Annotated in this window: 16 protein-coding genes; 9 read left to right on the top strand and 7 right to left on the bottom strand. The window is 70.7% G+C overall.

Features of this window, described 5'->3' with window-relative positions:
- The first annotated feature begins 140 nt into the window (after positions 1-140).
- The 4 genes from AKH00_RS11465 to AKH00_RS11450 all read left to right on the top strand — a co-directional run bounded on the left by AKH00_RS11465 (position 141) and on the right by AKH00_RS11450 (position 3,838).
- Positions 141-833 (top strand): phosphocholine cytidylyltransferase family protein, encoded by a 693-nt coding sequence (locus AKH00_RS11465; RefSeq protein ID WP_050722809.1) that lies wholly within the window; start codon positions 141-143, stop codon positions 831-833.
- A gap of 82 nt (positions 834-915) precedes the next feature.
- Positions 916-1,905, top strand: coding sequence for a hypothetical protein (locus AKH00_RS11460; RefSeq protein WP_050722808.1), 990 nt, complete (start codon positions 916-918; stop codon positions 1,903-1,905).
- A gap of 101 nt (positions 1,906-2,006) precedes the next feature.
- On the top strand, positions 2,007-3,596 hold the full coding sequence (locus tag AKH00_RS11455) for an acyl-CoA carboxylase subunit beta (RefSeq protein WP_050722958.1): 1,590 nt from the start codon (positions 2,007-2,009) through the stop codon (positions 3,594-3,596).
- Entirely contained in the window at positions 3,593-3,838 is a 246-nt protein-coding gene (locus tag AKH00_RS11450) for an acyl-CoA carboxylase subunit epsilon (RefSeq protein WP_050722807.1), read from the top strand. The genes AKH00_RS11455 and AKH00_RS11450 overlap by 4 nt, the downstream gene beginning before the upstream one ends.
- Before the next feature lie 182 nt (positions 3,839-4,020).
- Here the strand turns inward: AKH00_RS11450 and AKH00_RS11445 are convergent, their stop codons facing one another.
- The 5 genes from AKH00_RS11445 to AKH00_RS11425 all read right to left on the bottom strand — a co-directional run bounded on the left by AKH00_RS11445 (position 4,021) and on the right by AKH00_RS11425 (position 9,726).
- Complete coding sequence (locus AKH00_RS11445; protein WP_235556751.1) at positions 4,021-5,244, bottom strand: ROK family transcriptional regulator; 1,224 nt, start codon at positions 5,242-5,244, stop codon at positions 4,021-4,023.
- Between the two features lie 321 nt (positions 5,245-5,565).
- Entirely contained in the window at positions 5,566-6,573 is a 1,008-nt protein-coding gene (locus tag AKH00_RS11440; RefSeq protein WP_235556750.1) for a hypothetical protein, read from the bottom strand.
- Positions 6,570-7,802 carry a hypothetical protein gene (locus tag AKH00_RS11435; RefSeq protein ID WP_082297560.1) on the bottom strand — a complete coding sequence of 411 codons (1,233 nt, stop codon included), beginning with the start codon at positions 7,800-7,802 and terminating at the stop codon, positions 6,570-6,572. The genes AKH00_RS11440 and AKH00_RS11435 overlap by 4 nt, the downstream gene beginning before the upstream one ends.
- Positions 7,792-8,454, bottom strand: a complete 663-nt coding sequence (locus AKH00_RS11430) for a response regulator transcription factor (protein ID WP_050722804.1) — start codon at positions 8,452-8,454, stop codon at positions 7,792-7,794. The genes AKH00_RS11435 and AKH00_RS11430 overlap by 11 nt, the downstream gene beginning before the upstream one ends.
- Before the next feature lie 42 nt (positions 8,455-8,496).
- Positions 8,497-9,726, bottom strand: coding sequence for a class I SAM-dependent RNA methyltransferase (locus AKH00_RS11425; RefSeq protein ID WP_050722803.1), 1,230 nt, complete (start codon positions 9,724-9,726; stop codon positions 8,497-8,499).
- Positions 9,727-9,749: 23 nt separating this feature from the next.
- Here AKH00_RS11425 and AKH00_RS11420 point away from each other — a divergent pair, with 23 nt between their 5' ends.
- Positions 9,750-10,388, top strand: a complete 639-nt coding sequence (locus tag AKH00_RS11420; protein ID WP_050722956.1) for a Maf family protein — start codon at positions 9,750-9,752, stop codon at positions 10,386-10,388.
- Between the two features lie 78 nt (positions 10,389-10,466).
- The gene (locus tag AKH00_RS11415; RefSeq protein ID WP_050722802.1) at positions 10,467-12,233 is read left to right on the top strand and encodes an acetyl/propionyl/methylcrotonyl-CoA carboxylase subunit alpha; all 1,767 of its coding nucleotides are present in this window, start codon (positions 10,467-10,469) and stop codon (positions 12,231-12,233) included.
- 149 nt (positions 12,234-12,382) lie between these two features.
- Here AKH00_RS11415 and AKH00_RS11410 read toward each other — a convergent pair whose 3' ends face one another.
- Positions 12,383-13,831, bottom strand: a complete 1,449-nt coding sequence (locus AKH00_RS11410) for an NAD(P)H-quinone dehydrogenase (protein ID WP_200903839.1) — start codon at positions 13,829-13,831, stop codon at positions 12,383-12,385.
- Positions 13,832-13,879: 48 nt separating this feature from the next.
- On the opposite strand from AKH00_RS11410, the gene AKH00_RS11405 reads away from it, so the two are divergent.
- The 3 genes from AKH00_RS11405 to AKH00_RS11395 are packed head-to-tail and all read left to right on the top strand — an operon-like array spanning position 13,880 to position 16,652.
- Positions 13,880-14,713: a purine-nucleoside phosphorylase gene (locus AKH00_RS11405; RefSeq protein WP_050722801.1), complete on the top strand. Its 834-nt coding sequence runs from the start codon at positions 13,880-13,882 to the stop codon at positions 14,711-14,713.
- Complete coding sequence (locus AKH00_RS11400) at positions 14,710-16,380, top strand: phospho-sugar mutase (protein ID WP_050722800.1); 1,671 nt, start codon at positions 14,710-14,712, stop codon at positions 16,378-16,380. The genes AKH00_RS11405 and AKH00_RS11400 overlap by 4 nt, the downstream gene beginning before the upstream one ends.
- An 8-nt stretch (positions 16,381-16,388) precedes the next feature.
- A complete protein-coding gene (locus AKH00_RS11395) occupies positions 16,389-16,652 on the top strand; it encodes an HPr family phosphocarrier protein (protein ID WP_082297559.1) in 264 nt (87 codons plus the stop codon).
- A gap of 31 nt (positions 16,653-16,683) precedes the next feature.
- On the opposite strand, the gene AKH00_RS11390 is transcribed toward AKH00_RS11395, so the two are convergent.
- Complete coding sequence (locus tag AKH00_RS11390; RefSeq protein WP_050722798.1) at positions 16,684-18,606, bottom strand: BglG family transcription antiterminator; 1,923 nt, start codon at positions 18,604-18,606, stop codon at positions 16,684-16,686.
- Positions 18,607-18,629: the final 23 nt, after the last annotated feature.

Genomic DNA, 18,629 nt, shown 5'->3' with positions numbered 1-18,629 from the left:
CGGTGTGTACTGGATCACGAAACGGCAACGGGGCCTCCGCGCCCCGGTGCTTCCCAGGCTGTATCGCTAGCATGACTCACGGCACGACGAAGTGTCCGGTCGGTGAACCGACCGTGAACACCTAATCCTTAGGAGCACTCGTGACTCTTCAGACCGTCATCCTCGCCGCAGGCATGGGCTCGCGCCTCGGCCGTGCGCTGCCGAAGCCGCTCACCGAACTGAGCGACGGCCGCACCATCATGCGTCAGCAGCACGACAACATCCGCGCCGCCTTCGGCTCCGACGCACGCATCACCACCGTCGTGGGCTACCGTGCCGAGACCATCATCGAGGCGTTCCCGACCGCGAAGTACGTGCACAACGAGCGCTACGACGAGACCAACACCTCCAAGAGCCTCCTGCGCGCTCTCGGCGCGACCGGCCGCGTCGGCGTGCTCTGGATGAACGGCGACGTCGTCTTCGACCCGATGATCCTCGGCCGCGCGGCCGAGTACATCGAGCGCGACCAGTCATTCGTCACCGTCAACACCTCCAAGGTGAGCGACGAGGAGGTCAAGTACACCGTGACCGCCGAGGGCTTCATCAAGGAGCTGTCGAAGACGGTCAAGGGCGGTCTCGGCGAGGCCGTCGGAATCAACTACATCTCCTCCACGCACAAGAAGGCGTTCATGCGCCAGCTGCAGCGCGTCGAGGACCAGGACTACTTCGAGCGCGGGCTCGAGCTCGCGATCGCGGAGGACGGCCTCCTCCTCGAGCCGATGGACGTCTCCGACCTGTACGCGGTCGAGGTCGACTTCGCCGAGGACCTCGAGCGGGCGAACCTCTTCGTCTGATCCGCACTGCACGAAAGCCCGGCCCCGTCAACGGGGCCGGGCTTTCGGCGTTCTCGCGGCATCCGTTCCTAGGATCGTGTGCATGGCCCCGAAGGTGCACAAGATCCACTCCCTCCCCGACGACGCGCCCTGGGACCGGGGCGTGCCGCCGGTCGGCTCGCCCGAGCATCCCTTCATGGTCAGAGGACTGGATCGCGTGCTCGCCATCCAGCGCCCGCTCGTCCTCGCGCACATCCGGAGCATCCGTCTGCGCAACCCCCATGCGACGCCCGCGGAGATCATCCGCATCCTCGAGCGCCGGTATCTCGCCGCCGTCACGACGGGGGGAGCCGCGGTCGGGGCGACGGCCGTGGTCCCGGGCATCGGCACGGGTGTCACGCTCGCCCTCTCCGGTGTCGAGACCCTGGGCTTCGTCGAATCGACCGCGCTGTTCGCGCAGTCGGTCGCCGAGGTGCACGGGATCGCGGTCTCCAACCCCGACCGCGCCCGAGCGCTGGTCATGACGCTCATGCTCGGCAAGGAGGGCGTCGCGCTCGTCAGCCAGCTCGCGGGACAGGCCACGGGCCGTGGCGGCACCCGCTCCTCGTACTGGGGCGAGCTCGTCACGACATCGCTCCCCCGGGCAGCCGTCGGACCGCTCGTCGATCGTCTCAAGAGCATGTTCGTGAAGCAGTTCGCGGCCGCGGGCGGGGCGTCGTTCCTCGGCAAGGCGCTGCCGTTCGGCGTCGGCGCGGCGATCGGCGGCGCAGGCAACCACATCCTCGGCCGCCGTGTGCTGACCACCTCGCACCGGGCGTTCGGCGCCGCCCCCGTCGACCTCCCGCTCGAGCTCGAGCCCGTCGACGGCGCCGAGAAGGTCGAGCTGCGGATGCTGCACGGCGCGCAGTACCTCGGAAACGCCGTGGCGGGGGCCGCAGGGGCCGCTGCCCGCGGTGCCGGCTGGGCCGGACGCAAGGTGGCGTCGGTGGGGCGGGGCCGCCGCACGAAGGACGTCGCCGAGATCGAATCCGCGGGCGATCACGGCCTCCCCGACGGCACGTGGTCCTCTGCCGACGACGGCCGGCACGGCTGACGGCGCCGCCAGGCTCGTGCACGACAGACGCCAAAGGATCCGGCGAGCCGTTGTGGTGAGCATCCAAGGAAGAGCGCCGGGGCGACGATAAGGTGGAATCCGTGACGGAAAAGCCCGAACTCTCGACCACCGCCGGCAGGATCGCAGACCTCCGCGCTCGCTACAACGAAGCCGTTGTCGACGCCGAGAAGGTCGCGCAGGACAAGCAGCACGCCAAGGGCAAGATGACCGCCCGCGAGCGCATCGAGCTGCTCGTCGATCCGGGGAGCTTCGTCGAGTTCGACGAGTACGTGCGTCACCGCACGACGGCCTTCGGGATGGATCGCAACCGCCCCTACGGCGACTCCGTCGTCACCGGCGTCGGCACGATCAACGGCCGGACGGTCGCGGTCTACTCCCAGGACTTCACGACCTTCGGCGGCTCGCTCGGCGAGGTGTCGGGCGACAAGATCATCAAGATCATGGAGTTCGCGCTCACCAACGGGATGCCGATCATCGGCATCCTGGACTCGGGCGGCGCGCGCATCCAGGAGGGCGTCCTCGCCCTCAGCAAGTACGGCGAGATCTTCCGCCTGAACACCCGCTCCTCCGGCGTGATCCCGCAGATCTCGATCATCATGGGCCCGGCCGCCGGTGGCGCCGTGTACGGCCCTGCCCTGACCGACTTCGTGATCATGGTCGACAAGACCAGCCAGATGTTCGTGACCGGGCCCGACGTCATCAAGACGGTCACGGGCGAGGATGTCGGCATGGAGGAGCTGGGCGGCGCCCTCACGCACAACACCCGCTCGGGCGTCGCGCACTACCTCGCGCAGGACGAGGACGACGCGCTCGACTACGCGCGCACGCTCCTCGGGTTCCTGCCCGACAACAACATGGCGGAGATCCCCGGGTACGAGAGCGGCTTCGAGTGGGAGACCACGGATGCCGATCGCTCGCTGAACGCGATCATCCCGGACTCCCCCAACCAGCCGTACGACATGCACACCGTGATCGAGCACGTCGTGGACGCGGGCGACTTCATCGAGGTGCAGCCGCTGTTCGCGCCGAACATCCTCATCGGCTTCGGTCGCGTCGAGGGCCGCTCGGTCGGCATCATCGCGAACCAGCCGTCGCAGATGGCTGGCACCCTGAACATCGAGGCCGGCGAGAAGGCCAGCCGGTTCGTGCGCTTCTGCGACGCCTTCTCGATCCCGATCGTCACGCTCGTCGACGTGCCCGGTTACCTCCCCGGCACCGACCAGGAATGGACGGGCGTGATCCGGCGTGGCGCGAAGCTGATCTACGCCTACGCCGAGGCCACCGTCCCGATGGTCACCGTGATCCTGCGCAAGGCCTACGGCGGCGCTTACATCGTGATGGGCTCCAAGCAGCTCGGCGCCGACGTCAACCTCGCCTGGCCGACGGCCGAGATCGCGGTCATGGGCGGTCAGGGCGCGGTGAACATCCTCTACCGCAACGAGATCAAGAAGGCTGAGGAGGCCGGTGAGGACGTCGCCGCGGTGCGCACCCGCCTCGCGAACGAGTACACCTACAGCGTCACCTCGCCGTTCCTGGCGGCTGAGCGCGGCGAGATCGACGGCATCGTCGAGCCGGCCAACACCCGCGTGTCGGTCGCGAAGGCGCTGCGCGCCCTGCGCGGCAAGCGTGCGGAGCTACCGGCCAAGAAGCACGGGAACATCCCGCTGTGACGGGCGCGGAGGAGCAGGGTTCGACGGACGGCCGGGACGAACGGCCGACCATCGAGATCACGCGCGGCTCGGCGACGGAGGAGGAGCTCGCGGCGCTGATCGCCGTGGTCAGCGACGCCTATGCGCAGGAGGCGGCGGAGGCGGTGGCGGAGGAGCCGATCGTCTCGGCCTGGACCCGCACGCAGCGCCCGCTGCGGCGTCCGCTGAGGCGCGACATCCCCTGGGGCCGCTTCTCCGGCTGAGCGGCCGAACTGCGGGTCCGCGAGCCCCCCAGCTCACGGACCGCGCAGACAGCCTCCGTCGTAAATGCGTGACGGCTTCCCCCTCGGTACCCCAGTCATCGCATCCGCTTCGATAGTACATCGAGTGGACTTACGCACCGACGGTTGAAGCCGATATTCCGGCATACGGGTTGCAGGCTTATTCAGTCTTCGAGGTACAGGTCCGTAGGACGCGGGCTCAGGATCTCGTCGAGCACGACGCACGCCGCCCCCACCGCGGCCACGTCGTCGCCCACGACGGTACCGTCCACCGAGAGCGCCCGCAGCGCACGGGTGACGTCACGTCGCTCCAGCAGGGCGGGGAGCTCCTGGAGGTAGACGTCCGCCACACGGCTCCAGAACGGACCGCCCATCACCACTCGATCCACGTCCATCGCATTCGTGAGCGAGGAGATGAGCACGGCGAGATGCCCGGCCGCTCCCCTGAGCACGCCGAGCGCCGCCTCGTCCCCCGCTCGCGCCCGATCGCACAGCAGTGAGAACCGCTCCTCGACCCCGTTCGCGTCCGCGGCCGCGTCGAGCACGCCGCCGCGGGTCGCGCGCTCGACGATCGCCTGCGGGGTGCACACCACTTCGACGCACCCTCGACTGCCGCAGGCGCACTCGGGGCCGTCGGGATCGACGATGATGTGACCGATCTCGCCCCAGTTGTGCGAGCTGCCCCGGACGGCCTCGCTGTCGCGCACGAGGGAGGCGCCGATGCCGGTTCCCAGGTACACGAACAGGAACGAGCGGTCGGCGTCCCACCGTCCCGTCCACTGCTCCCCCACGGCAGCCGCGGTCGTGTCCTTCTCCAGGGTCACGTCGAGTCCCGTCGCCTCCGCGAGCACGGCCCGCAGCGGAACGCGGTGCCACCCGTCGAGCTTCGGCGGATCGATCACGGTCCCTCGGTCCGCGTCGATCGGTCCCGGCGCGGCGACGCCCACCCCCGCGACCGCGGCGCGATCCACCCCGGCGTCGCGGATCAGGGCGTCGATCGTGCGAGCCATGGTGTCCACGATCAGACGCGGCTCCCGTTCGGAGGTGCGCACCACGTGCCGATGGACCACCGTCCCCGCCATGTCGAGCAGAACCACTGTGATGACCGCGGGGTCGAGGTGCACACCGACCGAGTAGCGGCTCTCCGGCACGAGGCGCAGCGTGACGCGCGGCTTGCCCGGGCCGTTGATCGTGCGGCCGGCCTCGGCGATGACCTTCTCATCGAGCAGGCGACGCGTGATGTTCGTGACGGTCTGGGCCGAGAGCCCCGTCTCGTCGACGAGCTCGATGCGGCTCAGGCCCTCCCCCGACCGACGGATCGCCTCCAGGATGACGGACTGATTGAAATCGCCCATCCGAGGCAGGTTGGTTCCGCGGCGCTTGACCATGCCCCATCTTCTCGCATGCGCCCGGAGTTCGTGTCCCCCAAAATACCTACAGACAACGTCTTGAAGAACCATCAGACTGAGGGGGACGCTTCGCGTTCGGCTGGTCTCTCTGTCCCAGGGTAGACAGACGCAGACCGGTCTTCGGCGGGACGGTTTTCGGGTAACTGTCCCGCATGGCGAGGGGCAGGCGGCTTCGCCGCCCCTCGCCCACTCTTTTCCCCCCTCGCCTCCGGTCACCTCCCCCGGCCGGAGCCGAGGCGGAGCGCGCAAACCGCACGTCGGGCGGGACGCCACGATCGACCCCCGCGCCGGGGAGCGTCCTCAGGCCTCCGGGGCCCGCGGGATCTCGTGCCACACGTCGACGGCGTCGTCGTCGCTCGAGTCGCCGGCCGCGGCCCGACCCACGACGGTCACCGCCGTGCGCGGATCGCGCGCAGCCCGGATGATCCACCTCTCGGCGACGCTCGCGCGCAGCACCGACGCGAGTTCGTCGCGGATCTCGGCGCGGCGCGCCTCAGCGACGTCGTCCAGCCCTCCCTCGTCGAACACCGTGACGGCCGCGCCGTGACGGCGTGCGTCCTCGATCGCGTCGCGCACCTCGTCGTTGAGGAGGTCGGCACCGCGGAGCTCGTCGCGCAGCCGCCCCTCCGCCAGGCGCGCCTCGAGCCGCTCGGCGGCGTCGAGCATCCCGTGCGTCGCCACGGCTCGAGCCAGGACGGGCCCCGCGACCGCGAGCGCGAACTGCGTGCGCAACCGGCGCTCCTGCTGCCGGACCTGCTGCGTGGCGTGCCAGGCGGACACGGCCTGCTGGATGCCGGCGAGGCGCTCGGTGTCGCGCACCGCCCTGTCCCAGAACATCACGAGCAGGTGCGCGACCGCGACCCACATGATCGATCCCACGAGGCCGAGGGAGAGGGCGCTGAAGAACCCGAGCGCGAGCGACGACGCCGCGACGAGGACGATGACGCTGAGCCAGCCGATCACCAAGCGCCGGCGGACGATGCACACGATGCCGAGCAGACCGAGCGCGCCGATGTACCAGGTCGCGAACGGCGATCGCAGTGTGGCGGGATCCAACGACAGCGTCACGAGCGCCGGGATCAGCGCGGACGAGCTCAGCGCGACGAGCGCGGTCCACAGCGGCATCCTGACATCGACGGCCGAGTCCCACAGGATCGCGACGTTCACGACCACCAGGTAGAGGCCGATCGCCGCGACCATGAAGAGCGGGCCGGTCGGCTGCTCGATCCACCACACGCCGCGCGCCGCGAAGTACATCGCGAAGCCCACGGCGAGCGAGGTGGCGACGCTGCGCACCGTCCGGTTCACGACTTCTCCCATCCGAGGGCGACCGTGGTGCCGTGCTCGCTCGAGTCGATCTTGGCGGAACCGGCGACGCCGGCCATGCGCGCCAGGATCGACGCGCGGATGCCGAGACGGTCTGCGCCGATCGCATCGACGTCGAAGCCCGGACCGGTGTCGGAGATGATGACGCGGATGCCCTCCTCACCGTGCCCCTCCGCGAGGATGTGCAGACCGCGCCCGTGCGCATGGGTCACCGCGTTGCCCAGCGCCTGACGCGCCGCGAGCACGAGGGCCCTGGCCGCACGCCCCGGGATCAGACCGGGTCCGCCGCGCTCCTCCACGATCGCATCGGCCCCGAGCTCGGAGAGGGCGCGGCGCAACTCGACGACGATCTGCGACATGCCGATCGGCTCGTCGCTGCCCTCCTGCGCGACAGCGGCCTCGGTGTTGGCCAGACGGGTCAGCGCCTCGCGCGACATGCCCACCGCGAGGTCGCGTGCCCGCTCCCCCTCGGCCCGCTCCACCGCGATCAGGGCGGCGAGCACGCTGTCGTGCATGAGCGCCGACATCGCGACGCGCTCCTCCTCCGCTGCGGCCGCGGCGGCGGCATCCGCGTACGACGCCACCGCGCGCGCCCGCGCCTCGTCCACGCCCGCGGCCACCGAGCGGAACATCCACCCGAGCGAGATGATGACGATGCCGAGGATCAGCGTGAACGAGACGTCGAACGCCGTCGTGACCCAGAAGTCGCGGGAGAACGAGCCCTCCACGAGCCGCACGTAGCCGTAGACGAACGGGAGCCCCACCGCCCAGGCGAACTGCAGCCACAGCGGGAACGCCAGCATCGCCGCGACGACGCCCACGTTGACGAGGAAGAAGATCCACGGCTGATCCGCCGCGGAGGCGTCAGGACCGACGAGACTCGGCCAGGCTCCGAGCGCCAGCACGTAGGCGACGGCGAAGAGACCGGATGCCACGCGCACCGCCCGCCCGATCACGCACGCGACGAGCATGGCGGCGAAGGGGATGTACACCGCGAGCAGCGTCGCGACCCGGGGGCCGTCGCTCCACGACGTCGTCGAGAGCGCCGCGATCAGCGCCTGCGTGCCGAGCACGGCCGACCCGATGGCGACCACGGTCGCGAGGATGCGCTCCATGCGCTTGCCCGTGAAGCGCTCGAACTCGGTCTCCACGCTGCCCGGAGAAGGGATCTGGCTCCAGGCTTCGCGGATGCTGAGCGGATCAGCGGGCACTCGGCGCCCCGTCGGAGGCCACGATGCCGTCCTCCATCGCACGGCGCAGCAGGTCGACCTTGGTCGGCGCAGGGCGCCCGACGTCGACGTACTTGACGCGGATGCGGGTGATGTTCTCCTTGGCCGTGGAGTAGGCCACGCCGAGTCGCTCGGCCACGGCTTTGAGCGGCAGGCCCGTCGCGTACAGCCGCAGCACCTCGCGCTCGCGGGTCGAGAGCTGAGCGTCCGCGAACTCCCGGTCGCCGTCGACCGCGCTCGCCCACTCGACGTTGTTGAGGGGGTCGCCCTGCGCGACGGTGCGGATGGCGTCGAGGACGTCGTCGAGGGCCGAGGACTTGCTCACGACGCCCGCGGCTCCCGCCACGAGCGCCTCGCGCACGGCGGCCGGGCGATCGGCGACGCTGTGGATCACGACGCTCGCCCCGTCGGCGACGAGCGAGGAGACGTTCTCGGTCACGGTGGTGCCGTCGCCGAGGGTGAGGTCGAGCACCACGACGTCGGCCGGCGCGGCGGCGGTCAACGCCCGCCACTCGAGGTACGAACCGACGGTGCTGCCGGAGAACACGACGGTCTGCGCTCCGTCACGAGCGCACGCCGCCTCCAGACCGAGACGGACGGATTCGTGATCGTCGATGAGTGCGACCCTGCTCATCCGTCCAGCCTACTGAGTCGCGATCGGGGATGAGCGCGGCGCTCAGCGGGTGAGCAGCGCCACGACCTCGAAGTGATGGGAGTGCGGGAACAGATCGAATCCGCGCATCGTCGGCACCTGCCAGCCCAGATCCCGGAACGTGCCCAGGTCGCGGGCGAGCGCCACCGGGTCGCAGGCCACGTAGGCGATCGCGTCAGGCGCGAGCCCGTGCAACGCCTCCACGACGGCGCGACCGGCGCCCGCCCGAGGCGGATCGAGCACCACGGCGCCGGCCGTGGCACCGGAGGGAAGGCCTGCGAGGTAGCGATCGACCCGGGCGGTGACGGCGGTCGCGTCGAGGTCCGCGAGGTTCTCCGCGGCGTGCGCGGTCGCACGGCGGCTCGATTCCACCGTCACGACGTCGGTGGCCCCGAGGTCGCCGAGGGTGGCCGAGAACAGACCGACTCCGCCGTAGAGGTCGTAGTGCGTGGCGGTCTCGTCGACATGCCCGTCGAGCACGCCGTAGACCGCGGCGTCGAGCACCGATGCCGCGCGAGGGTGCACCTGCCAGAAGCCGCCGGCATCCACCTGGAACCGGCGGTCGCCGACCAGCTCGTGCACGACCTCCGGTTCCGGCCTGCGCCCCTGACCGCGACCGGGGCGCCCGTCGATCCTGTCGCGTCGGAGGATGCGCACCCGCCCGTCGGCGGGCTCGATGAGGTCGACGCTCCCGGGGCGCCCGCCCGTGAGCGAGAGGGCGGCCTCCGCGATCGCCGGCCGTGCCAGCGGATGCTCTCCGACGCGGATGACGCGGTGGCTGCGAGCCGCGTAGGGGCCGACCGCGCCGTCGTCGTCGATGTGGAGTGTGACGCGCGTGCGCCACCCCGTGCCGTCCGTGGAGTCGACGGCCTCGATCTCGGGGGCTTCGAGCCCGCCCCCAGCGAACCGGTCGAGAGCCTCCGTGAGCACCCGGCGCTTGAGGACGCGCTGGTGCGCGAGCTCGATGTGTCCGAGATCCGCTCCGCCTGGTCGCGACTCGGGGGCGTTCTCGACGTCGGCCTCCGCCCAGATGTGCGGTGTGCGGTGCGGCGAGGGATGGATCACCTCGACGGTCTCGGCGCGCCAGAAGCTCTTCGACTCACCGGTCGACTCGGCATCCAGGCGTGCGCGGACGCGCTCCCCGGGGATGGCGTCGGAGACGAACACGACACGCCCCTCATGGCGGGCGACGAAGGTTCCGCCGTGCGCGATGCCGGTGATGTCCAGATCGAGCAGGTCAGAGGAGGAAGTCATCCTTCGAGGATACGGTGGTGCACATGCGCGTCTGCCTCGCCTCCACCTCCCCCGCCCGTCTCATGCTGCTGCGTCAGGCGGGGATCGAACCGCTCACGCAGTCCCCTGACGTCGATGAGGACGCCGTGGCCGCCGCGGCGGCGGCCGAGCGCGGCGCCGACCTCCCTCCCGCCGACCTCGTGCTCCTGCTCGCGCGGGCCAAGGCCGCAGCCGTCGCCCGGAAGCTCGCGACCGACGCGACCTTCGACGGGCTCGTGATCGGCGGCGACTCCATGTTCGCGCTCGGCGGCCGCGTGTACGGCAAGCCCTACACGCCGGAGGAGGCGACGCGGCGCTGGCAGGAGATGCGCGGCGCGACCGGCATCCTGCATTCCGGCCACTCCGTGTATCGGGTGGCCCCGGGCGCCGAGCCGATCGAGGCCACCGCGACCGCCGAGGCCGCCGTGACGTTCGCGGACGACATCTCGGATGCCGAGATCGCGGCGTACGTCGCCTCCGGCGAGCCTCTGCACGTGGCCGGGGCCTTCACGGTCGACAGCCTGGGCGGCGCGTTCATCACGCGGGTGGACGGCGATCCCTCCACCGTCGTGGGCATGTCACTGTCGACGATCCGCCGCCTGGCCGCCGAGCTCGGCGTGCAGTGGACCGACCTCTGGTCGTAGGGTCCCCTCGACGTTTCCCCACCTTTCTTGTGGGGAGTCGTCAAAGAGATCGGCTTTCTTCTCGCTAGGCTGGCAATCATGCCTGATATCGCCAAGGTGCTCATCGCCAACCGCGGCGAGATCGCCGTACGCATCATCCGTGCCGCCCGTGACTCCGGGATCGCCTCGGTCGCCGTCTACGCCGACCAGGATCGCGACGCACTGCACACCCGGCTCGCCGACGAGGCCTACGCCCTCGGGGGCGAGACCAGCGCCGAGACGTACCTGCAGATCGAGAAGATCCTCTCGGTCGCCCGTCGCGCCGGCGCGGACGCCGTGCATCCGGGCTACGGCTTCCTCGCCGAGAACGCCGACTTCGCCCGAGCTGTGATCGGCGCGGGGATGACGTGGATCGGCCCGTCCCCCGAGGCCATCGAGGCGCTCGGCGACAAGGTCACCGCACGTCACGTCGCCGAGAAGGTCGGGGCGCCCCTCGCCCCCGGCACCCCCGGCCCGGTCTCCGGCGCCGACGAGGTCGTCGCGTTCGCGAAGGAGTACGGCCTGCCGATCGCCATCAAGGCCGCATACGGCGGCGGCGGACGCGGCCTCAAGGTCGCACGCGAGCTCGACGAGGTCGCTGAGCTCTTCGAGTCGGCGACCCGCGAGGCCGTTGCGGCCTTCGGCCGTGGCGAGTGCTTCGTCGAGAAGTACCTCGACAAGCCGCGTCACGTCGAGACGCAGTGCCTGGCGGATGCCGAGGGCAACGTCGTGGTGATCTCGACGCGCGACTGCTCGCTGCAGCGCCGTCACCAGAAGCTCGTGGAAGAGGCGCCCGCGCCGTACCTCACCGAGGAGCAGAACGCGCAGCTGTACTCCGCGTCCAAGGCCATCCTCAAGGAGGTCGGCTACGTCGGGGCAGGCACGTGCGAGTTCCTCATCGGCGCCGACGGCACGGTCTCCTTCCTCGAGGTGAACACGCGTCTGCAGGTGGAGCACCCGGTGTCCGAGGAGGTCACCGGGATCGACCTCGTGCGCGAGCAGTTCCGCATCGCCGCGGGCGGCACGATCGACTACGACGACCCCGCGCCCACCGGCCACTCGATCGAGTTCCGCATCAACGGCGAGGACCCGGGTCGCGGATTCCTCCCCCAGCCGGGCCCGATCCACGTCTTCAAGACCTTCGGCGGTCCCGGCATCCGCCTCGACTCCGGCGTCACGGCCGGCGACTCGGTCTCCGGAGCGTTCGACTCGCTGCTCGCGAAGATCATCGTGACCGGCAAGGACCGCGCCGAGGCCCTCGAGCGCTCCCGACGTGCCCTCGAGGAGTTCGAGGTCGCGGGTCTGCCCACCGTGCTGCCCTTCCATCGCAAGGTCGTGAACGATCCGGCGTTCACCGCCGAGGACGGCGAGTTCGGCGTGTTCACGCGCTGGATCGAGACCGAGTTCGTCAACGACATCCCCGCGTGGGACGGCGAGCTCGAGTCGCCCGCCGCGACGTCCGGCCGCCACACCGTGGTCGTCGAGGTCGCCGGCAAGCGCCTCGAGGTCAGCCTGCCCGACCGCGTCGCGGTCGCCGCCGGCACCGCGGGACGTCCCGCCGCCGTGCCCCCGTCGCGTCGCAGCCATGCGACCGCAGCCAACGCCGGAGCGTCGGGCGACGCCGTGAAGTCGCCGATGCAGGCCACGGTCGTCAAGGTCGCGGTCGAGGAGGGCCAGCAGGTCGTCAAGGGCGATCTCGTCGTGGTCCTCGAGGCCATGAAGATGGAGCAGCCGCTGCAGGCGCACAAGGACGGCGTCGTCGGCAACATCAGCGCGGATGCCGGGGCGACGGTCTCGGCCGGCCACCAGCTGCTCACGATCAGCTGACCCGCACTCGACCCGCCCATACGAGAAGGGCGCTCCACCACGGTGGAGCGCCCTTCTCGCGTCATGGGCTTTCGTCTCGTCGCTGCGCTCCTCGCGGGGCGACCGCCGTTCGTCGAGCGAGCGGAGCGAGACGAAACGCTCAGCCCGATCTACGAGATGTTGACGAGGTGCATCGCGCGGCTCGCGTCGGTGATGCTGCTCGACAGGGACGGGTAGGCCGCGAAGACGCGCGAGACCTGGTCGACGGTGAGCCGACGCTCGACCGCCACCGCGATCGGGTAGATCAGCTCGGATGCCTTGGGGGCGACGATCACGCCGCCGATCACGGTGCCCGATCCCTTGCGGGCGATGAGCTTGACGAAGCCGTCCTTGATGCCCATCATCTTGGCGCGCGGGTTGGCCGCGAGGGGCAGCTTGTAGACCAGGCCGTCGGCGACGCCGTCCTCGACGTCCTTCTGCGAGTAGCCGACCGTCGCGATCTCCGGCGCGGTGAAGATGTTCGAAGTGATCTTGATGAGCTCGAGCGGGATCACAATGTCGCCCAGCGCATGGAACACGGCCGTGCGGCCCTGCATCGAGGCGACGGAGGCGAGCGGGAAGAAGTTCGTGCAGTCGCCCACCGCGTACACGTTGGGGACGGAGGTGCGCGCCACCCGGTTGACCCGGATGTTGCCCTGCTCGGTGAGCTCGACGCCGGCCTCCTCGAGACCGATGCCCTGCGTGTTCGGGATGGACCCGACGGCCATCAGGCAGTGGCTGCCCTCCACCGTGCGCCCGTCGGCGAGCGTCACCCGGACGCCGTCGTCGATCACCTCGACCTTCTCGGCGCGGGCCTTCGACAGCAGCTCCATACCGCCCCGCTTGAAGACCTTCTCCAAGACCTTCGCGGCATCCTGGTCTTCGCCGGGGAGCACCTGCTCACGGCTGGAGACCAGCGTGACCTTGGCTCCGAGGTTCATGTACGCGGAGGCGAACTCCGCCCCCGTGACACCCGATCCGACGACGATCAGGTGCTCGGGGAGCGCCTTCATGTCGTACAGCTGGGTCCAGGTGAGGATCCGCTTGCCGTCGGGCTTCGCGGAGGAGAGCTCGCGCGGCGAGGCGCCGACAGCGACCACGATGGTGTCGGCCTCGACGCGGTCGAAGTCCGTGCCGTCCTGCCCGGTCGAGACGATGATCGCGTTCGGCCCCTCGAGGCGGCCGTGACCGGACAGGATGCGGACGCCGGCCTCGAGCAGGGTGGCGCGCATGTCCTCGGACTGCTGGCCGGCGAGGGCGATCAGCCGCTTGTTGACCGCGGCCAGGTTGATGGCGATCTCGGGCTTGAGCGGCTTGCCGTGCTCGCCCTTCGCGTAGAACTGAACTCCGAGGTCGGACGCCTCCGAGATCGCGACGGCCGCATCCGCGGTGGCGATGAGGCTCTTCGAGGGCACGACGTCGGTCAGCACGGCCGCCCCGCCGACGCCCACGCGCTCGACCAGGGTCACCTCGGCTCCGAGCTGGGCGGCCGCGAGGGCTGCCTCGTAGCCGCCGGGACCGCCGCCGAGCACGGCGACGCGCTGAGTGCGTTCGAAAGGGGTGGAAGACATGGTCTCCATTCTTCCGCAATCCTGGCACCCGGCCGTCCACCTTCCTAGAGTGGATCCATGCCTGAAAACCACAGCAACCCTCTCGACGACCCGACTGCGAACCCGTTCGAGGTCGCCGCCGCAGCCGCCGCGGACATCGCCCGCCTCACCGGCGTCGAGAAGCACGACATCGCCCTCACGCTCGGCAGCGGCTGGGGCAAGGCCGCCGACCTCATCGGCGAGACCGTCGCGACCATCCCCGCGACCGAGGTGACCGGCTTCTCGAAGCCCGCGCTCGAGGGCCACGTCGGCACCCTGCGCAGCATCCGCACCCCGGGCGGCAAGAACGTCCTCGTGATCGGCGCCCGCACGCACTACTACGAGAACCACGGGGTGCGCCGCGTCGTGCACTCGGTCCGCACCGCCGCGGCCACGGGAGCCGAGATCATGGTCCTCACGAACGGCGCGGGCGGCGTGCGCGAGACGTGGAAGCCGGGCCAGCCGGTGCTCATCAGCGATCACATCAACCTCACGGCCGACTCGCCGCTCGAGGGGGCGACGTTCATCGACCTCACCGACCTGTACGCGACGCGCCTGCGCGACATCGCCCGTACGGTCGACCCCTCCCTCGACGAGGGCGTGTACACGCAGTTCCGCGGCCCGCACTACGAGACGCCGGCCGAGGTGCAGATGGCCAAGCGCATCGGCGGCGACATCGTCGGCATGTCCACCGCGCTCGAGGCCATCGCGGCGCGCGAGGCGGGCATGGAGATCCTCGGGTTCTCGCTCATCACGAACCTCGCCGCCGGCATCCAGAAGACGCCGCTCAGCCACGCCGAGGTGATCGAGGCGGGCCGCGAGGCCGAGCCGGTGATCTCGGCGCTGCTGGCCCGAGTGGTCGAGGCGCTGTGAGCGAGGAGCGCCTGGCACAGGCGCGCGCATGGCTGCGCCAGGACCCCGACCAGGAGACCCGCGACGAGCTCGCCGGCGTCATCACGCGCGCGGGCGGCGGTGACGCGGCCGCGCTCGCCGACCTCGACGACCGCTTCGCCACGCGCCTCGCCTTCGGCACGGCCGGTCTGCGCGGCGCGCTCGGCGCCGGCAGCAACCGCATGAACCGCGTGCTGGTGGCGCAGGCCGCCGCCGGGTTCGCGGCGTACCTGCGCGAGAAGGCACCGGACTCGACCCCCACGGTCGTGATCGGCTACGACGGACGCCGCAACTCGCGAGTGTTCGCCACGGACTCGGCCGAGCTGTTCGCGGGTGCCGGTCTGCGTGCCATCCTGCTTCCCCGCCTGCTGCCGACCCCGGTGCTCGCCTTCGCCGTGCGCCATCTCGGTGCGGATGCGGGCGTGATGGTCACGGCCTCGCACAACCCGCCGAACGACAACGGCTACAAGGTGTATCTCGGCGGTGCGGACCAGGGCTCGCAGATCGTGTCGCCCGCGGATGCCGAGATCGCGGCACACATCCAGCGGGTCGCGGATGCCGGCGACGTGTCGGCCCTCCCCCGGTCGACCTCGTACGAGACGGCGGCCGAGGACGTCGTCGACGCCTACGTGACGGCCACGGCCGCCGTCGCGCCCGCCCCCGAGGCGGCCTCGGGTCTGCGCTGGGTGTACACGGCGATGCACGGCGTGGGCTGGGAGACCGTCTCGTCGATCGTGAAGGCGGCGGGATATCCGCAGCCCATGGTGGTGGGTGAGCAGCTGCAGCCGGACGCGACCTTCCGCACGGTGTCGTTCCCGAATCCGGAGGAGCCGGGCGCGATGGACCTGTCGTTCGCCCGGGCGAAGCGCGTGCAGGCGGACTTCATCCTCGCGAACGATCCGGACGCCGACCGCCTCGCCGTCGCGATCCCCGACACGTCCGCCGAGGGCGGCTGGCGCCGTCTCACGGGCAACGAGGTGGGCCTGCTGCTCGGCGCCCGCGCGGCGCGTGCGGCCGCAGGAACGCCCGGCGCGTCACTCGCCTGCTCGCTGGTGTCGTCGCCCGGCCTAGGGGCGATCGCCGCGCACCACGGACTCGATTTCCACGAGACGCTCACGGGCTTCAAGTGGATCTCACGCGCACCCGGCATCGTGTTCGGCTTCGAGGAGGCTCTCGGCTATCTCGTGAACCCCGAGACGGTGCGCGACAAGGACGGCATCTCCGCCGTCGTGGCGATCCTCGGCCTCGCCGCGGAGGCCTACGGTCGCGGGGCCTCGATCGCCGACCTCCTCGTAGAACTGGGCGACACGTACGGTCACTACGCGAGCGGACAGGTGTCGGTACGCGTCGACGACCTGTCGGTCATCGGAACGGTGATGCTCTCGCTCCGCACGCTCCCGCCCACGCGGTTCGGAGAGCGCGCGATCTCGACGGCCGAGGACCTGCTGCAGGCCGAGCCGGGTCAGCCGTCCGGCGACGTGCTGCGCTACCGCCTCGTCGACGGTTCGCGCATCATCGTGCGCCCGAGCGGGACCGAGCCCAAGCTCAAGGTCTACATCGACGCCGCCGGCGAATCCGCGGAGCACGCGGCGCAGGCGATCGGAGAGCTCGAGGCCGCGGTCCGCGCCCTCCTGGACGAACGCTCCTAGGCCGCGCCATGCCACGCAGACACGTCGTGATCACCGCGCACAACGGGGTGCACGCGCGTCCCGTCGCGGAGCTCGTGCGCCTCGTCCAGGCGCATTCTCACGGCGTGACCCTGCAGACCTCGACGGGGGCGGTGGTCGATCTCAGCAGCGTGCTGGCGATCATGGACCTCGCCCTCGCCGAGGGAGATGCGGTAGTGCTCGAGACACCCGAGTCGCCCGGGGCCGATGCGGTGCTCGACACGCTCGCGGGCGTGCTCGATCCGCGCGGCTGACACACCCGTTCGGGGCGCAAGCGGGTCGGGCTCAGCCGTCGATCACGGCGACGAGCTCGTCGAGGAAGGCCTCGAAGGTGGTGCCGCGGCGCACGATGCGCTGCACGCTGTCCCTCTCGCTGAACACCTCGACGAGCTGCTCGAAGACGGTCTGGAACGCGGTACGGTCGCTCTCGCTGAAGGCGGCGAGCGCGACGACCTGCACGCGCCCGTCGCCCCATGCCGCCGAGCCCTCGGCCACCCCGATCGCGATCGCTGTCCGCGCCGCGGTCATCTGCAGGGCGTGCGGCACGGCCAGGGCGTCGGTGAACGCGGTCGAGGACATGCGTTCGCGGGCGATCGTGTTGTCGACGTAGTCCTCGCCGATCAGACCCGCGTCGACCAGCAAGCCTCCCAGACGGCGGATGATGGTCTCCTCCCCCTCGTCGGGGAGCGGATGGACGAAGGCGTCGGCGACGAAGTACCGGGCGAGCTCGGCGCGGAGGCGCGCAAGGCGGCGAGCGCGGCGCACGCGCCCCGCCGCCTGCTGGATGCGGTCGACGTCGGCATCCGTGAGGAAGGGCTGAATGCGGACATAGCGGTCACCAGCGGCACCGGGCTCGATCGTGCTGAGCACCAGATCGGTGTCGAACGACGACCAGTCGGGATCGACGTTCGTCACGACGCTCGTGACCTCGATCGCCGAGCCGAGCGATCGGTCGACGCTCGATCGGAGCAGCTCGTGGAGCTCGTAGTACCCGGGGCAAACGATCGTGGCGGTGAGGATCGTCTCGGCCTTGCGGCTGCGTTCCAGCCGCCCGCCGACGTGCATGGCGATGTAGGCGATCTCGTCGTCGTGGATGGGCGTGCCGAGCCGGTCATGGAGCCCGCTCGCGATCGACACCGCCACTTCGAAGATCATCGGGTACGAGGTCTTGAGCGAGCGCGTGAGCGGGTTGCGGGTGAGGGCGCTCTCCTCGGCGCGGCGCAGGAGGTTCTGCACGTGCAGCGCGAGCCGGAGCACGAAGGTCTCGTCGAGGAGGTCGACCTGGAAGTCCTCGGCCGCGCGCGCGATCTCCTCGCGGACCGCGGCCTCGACCCCGGGCTCGATGCCGCTGCGGGCGACGTCGCGGGTGGCATCCTGACCCGGCGCGACGACGCGGGTGAGGACCAGGGAGGCGAGGTGCCCGCTGTCGCCCGGGCCGAGCGACACCTGGAAGTGCTCCTGCGCGAGGCGGGCGATGACGGTGCCGACCGCGGGGATCTCCGGGCGAGCTCCGGTAGCGGTCGCCTCGAGGGCGTGGCCGGCTGCGACCCGATCCGCTGCGATCGCGATGTGCAGCAGCACGTCGGAGATCGCGAGCTCGTTCACGTAGTAGCCGAGTGCGCCGAGTTCGCGGACGAGCTCCGACTTGAACGGGCCGACGGCGTGCGCGGGGACGGCGCTGCCGTCCAGCGCTCGACGGAACGTCTCAGGGTGGAAGGACGCCGCGTCCATCTCGTCATGCGCCAGGCGCGAGAGCAGGCGGCGCTGTGCGGTCTCGTCGCCGCGCAGACGCACCGTCTCCCGGTCGCGCTCGAGCACGAGCGCGCTGTCGTCGAGGAGCGTGCGCACACGGGCGAGGTCGGCTTCGAGCGTCGCCTCGCTCACGTGCAGCCGCTCGGCCATCGCGAACACGTCGATCCCATCCGGGTCGTCGAGGAGCGCGCGGACGAGCGCGTGCAGGCGGTCACGTGGGGCGGATTCGCCGCCCTGGCGCGTGCGCAGCGCCTCACGCGCGCTCGCCCCGGCCCGGTATCCGGCCGGTCCGGACTCGATCGCGTCGGCGCCGGACGTCCGTGAGTTGAGGGCCGCGACATAGGAGCGGATGCTGCGCGGAGTCACTCCGAGCTGATCGGCGAGACTCGCGGCCGTCGCCCAGCTGCCCCGACGCAGCAGGGTCGAGAGGAGCTGGTCCTGGCGCTGCCGAGACATCGTCCTCCCGTTCTCCCGTGCTG

This window comes from Microbacterium sp. GCS4 (assembly GCF_001262495.1).
Taxonomy (GTDB): domain Bacteria; phylum Actinomycetota; class Actinomycetes; order Actinomycetales; family Microbacteriaceae; genus Microbacterium.
The sequence above is the reverse complement of the archived record's forward strand: the minus strand, read 5'-3'. Positions and strand labels throughout refer to the sequence as shown.

Coding starts and splice junctions, on each gene's coding strand:
- AKH00_RS11460 (WP_050722808.1), top strand. CDS start 916: ATGGCCCCGAAGGTGCACAAGATCCACTCCCTCCCCGACGACGCGCCC.
- AKH00_RS11445 (WP_235556751.1), bottom strand. CDS start 5,244: ATGGTCAAGCGCCGCGGAACCAACCTGCCTCGGATGGGCGATTTCAAT.
- AKH00_RS11430 (WP_050722804.1), bottom strand. CDS start 8,454: ATGAGCAGGGTCGCACTCATCGACGATCACGAATCCGTCCGTCTCGGT.
- AKH00_RS11425 (WP_050722803.1), bottom strand. CDS start 9,726: ATGACTTCCTCCTCTGACCTGCTCGATCTGGACATCACCGGCATCGCG.
- AKH00_RS11420 (WP_050722956.1), top strand. CDS start 9,750: ATGCGCGTCTGCCTCGCCTCCACCTCCCCCGCCCGTCTCATGCTGCTG.
- AKH00_RS11415 (WP_050722802.1), top strand. CDS start 10,467: ATGCCTGATATCGCCAAGGTGCTCATCGCCAACCGCGGCGAGATCGCC.
- AKH00_RS11410 (WP_200903839.1), bottom strand. CDS start 13,831: ATGGAGACCATGTCTTCCACCCCTTTCGAACGCACTCAGCGCGTCGCC.
- AKH00_RS11405 (WP_050722801.1), top strand. CDS start 13,880: ATGCCTGAAAACCACAGCAACCCTCTCGACGACCCGACTGCGAACCCG.
- AKH00_RS11395 (WP_082297559.1), top strand. CDS start 16,389: ATGCCACGCAGACACGTCGTGATCACCGCGCACAACGGGGTGCACGCG.
- AKH00_RS11390 (WP_050722798.1), bottom strand. CDS start 18,606: ATGTCTCGGCAGCGCCAGGACCAGCTCCTCTCGACCCTGCTGCGTCGG.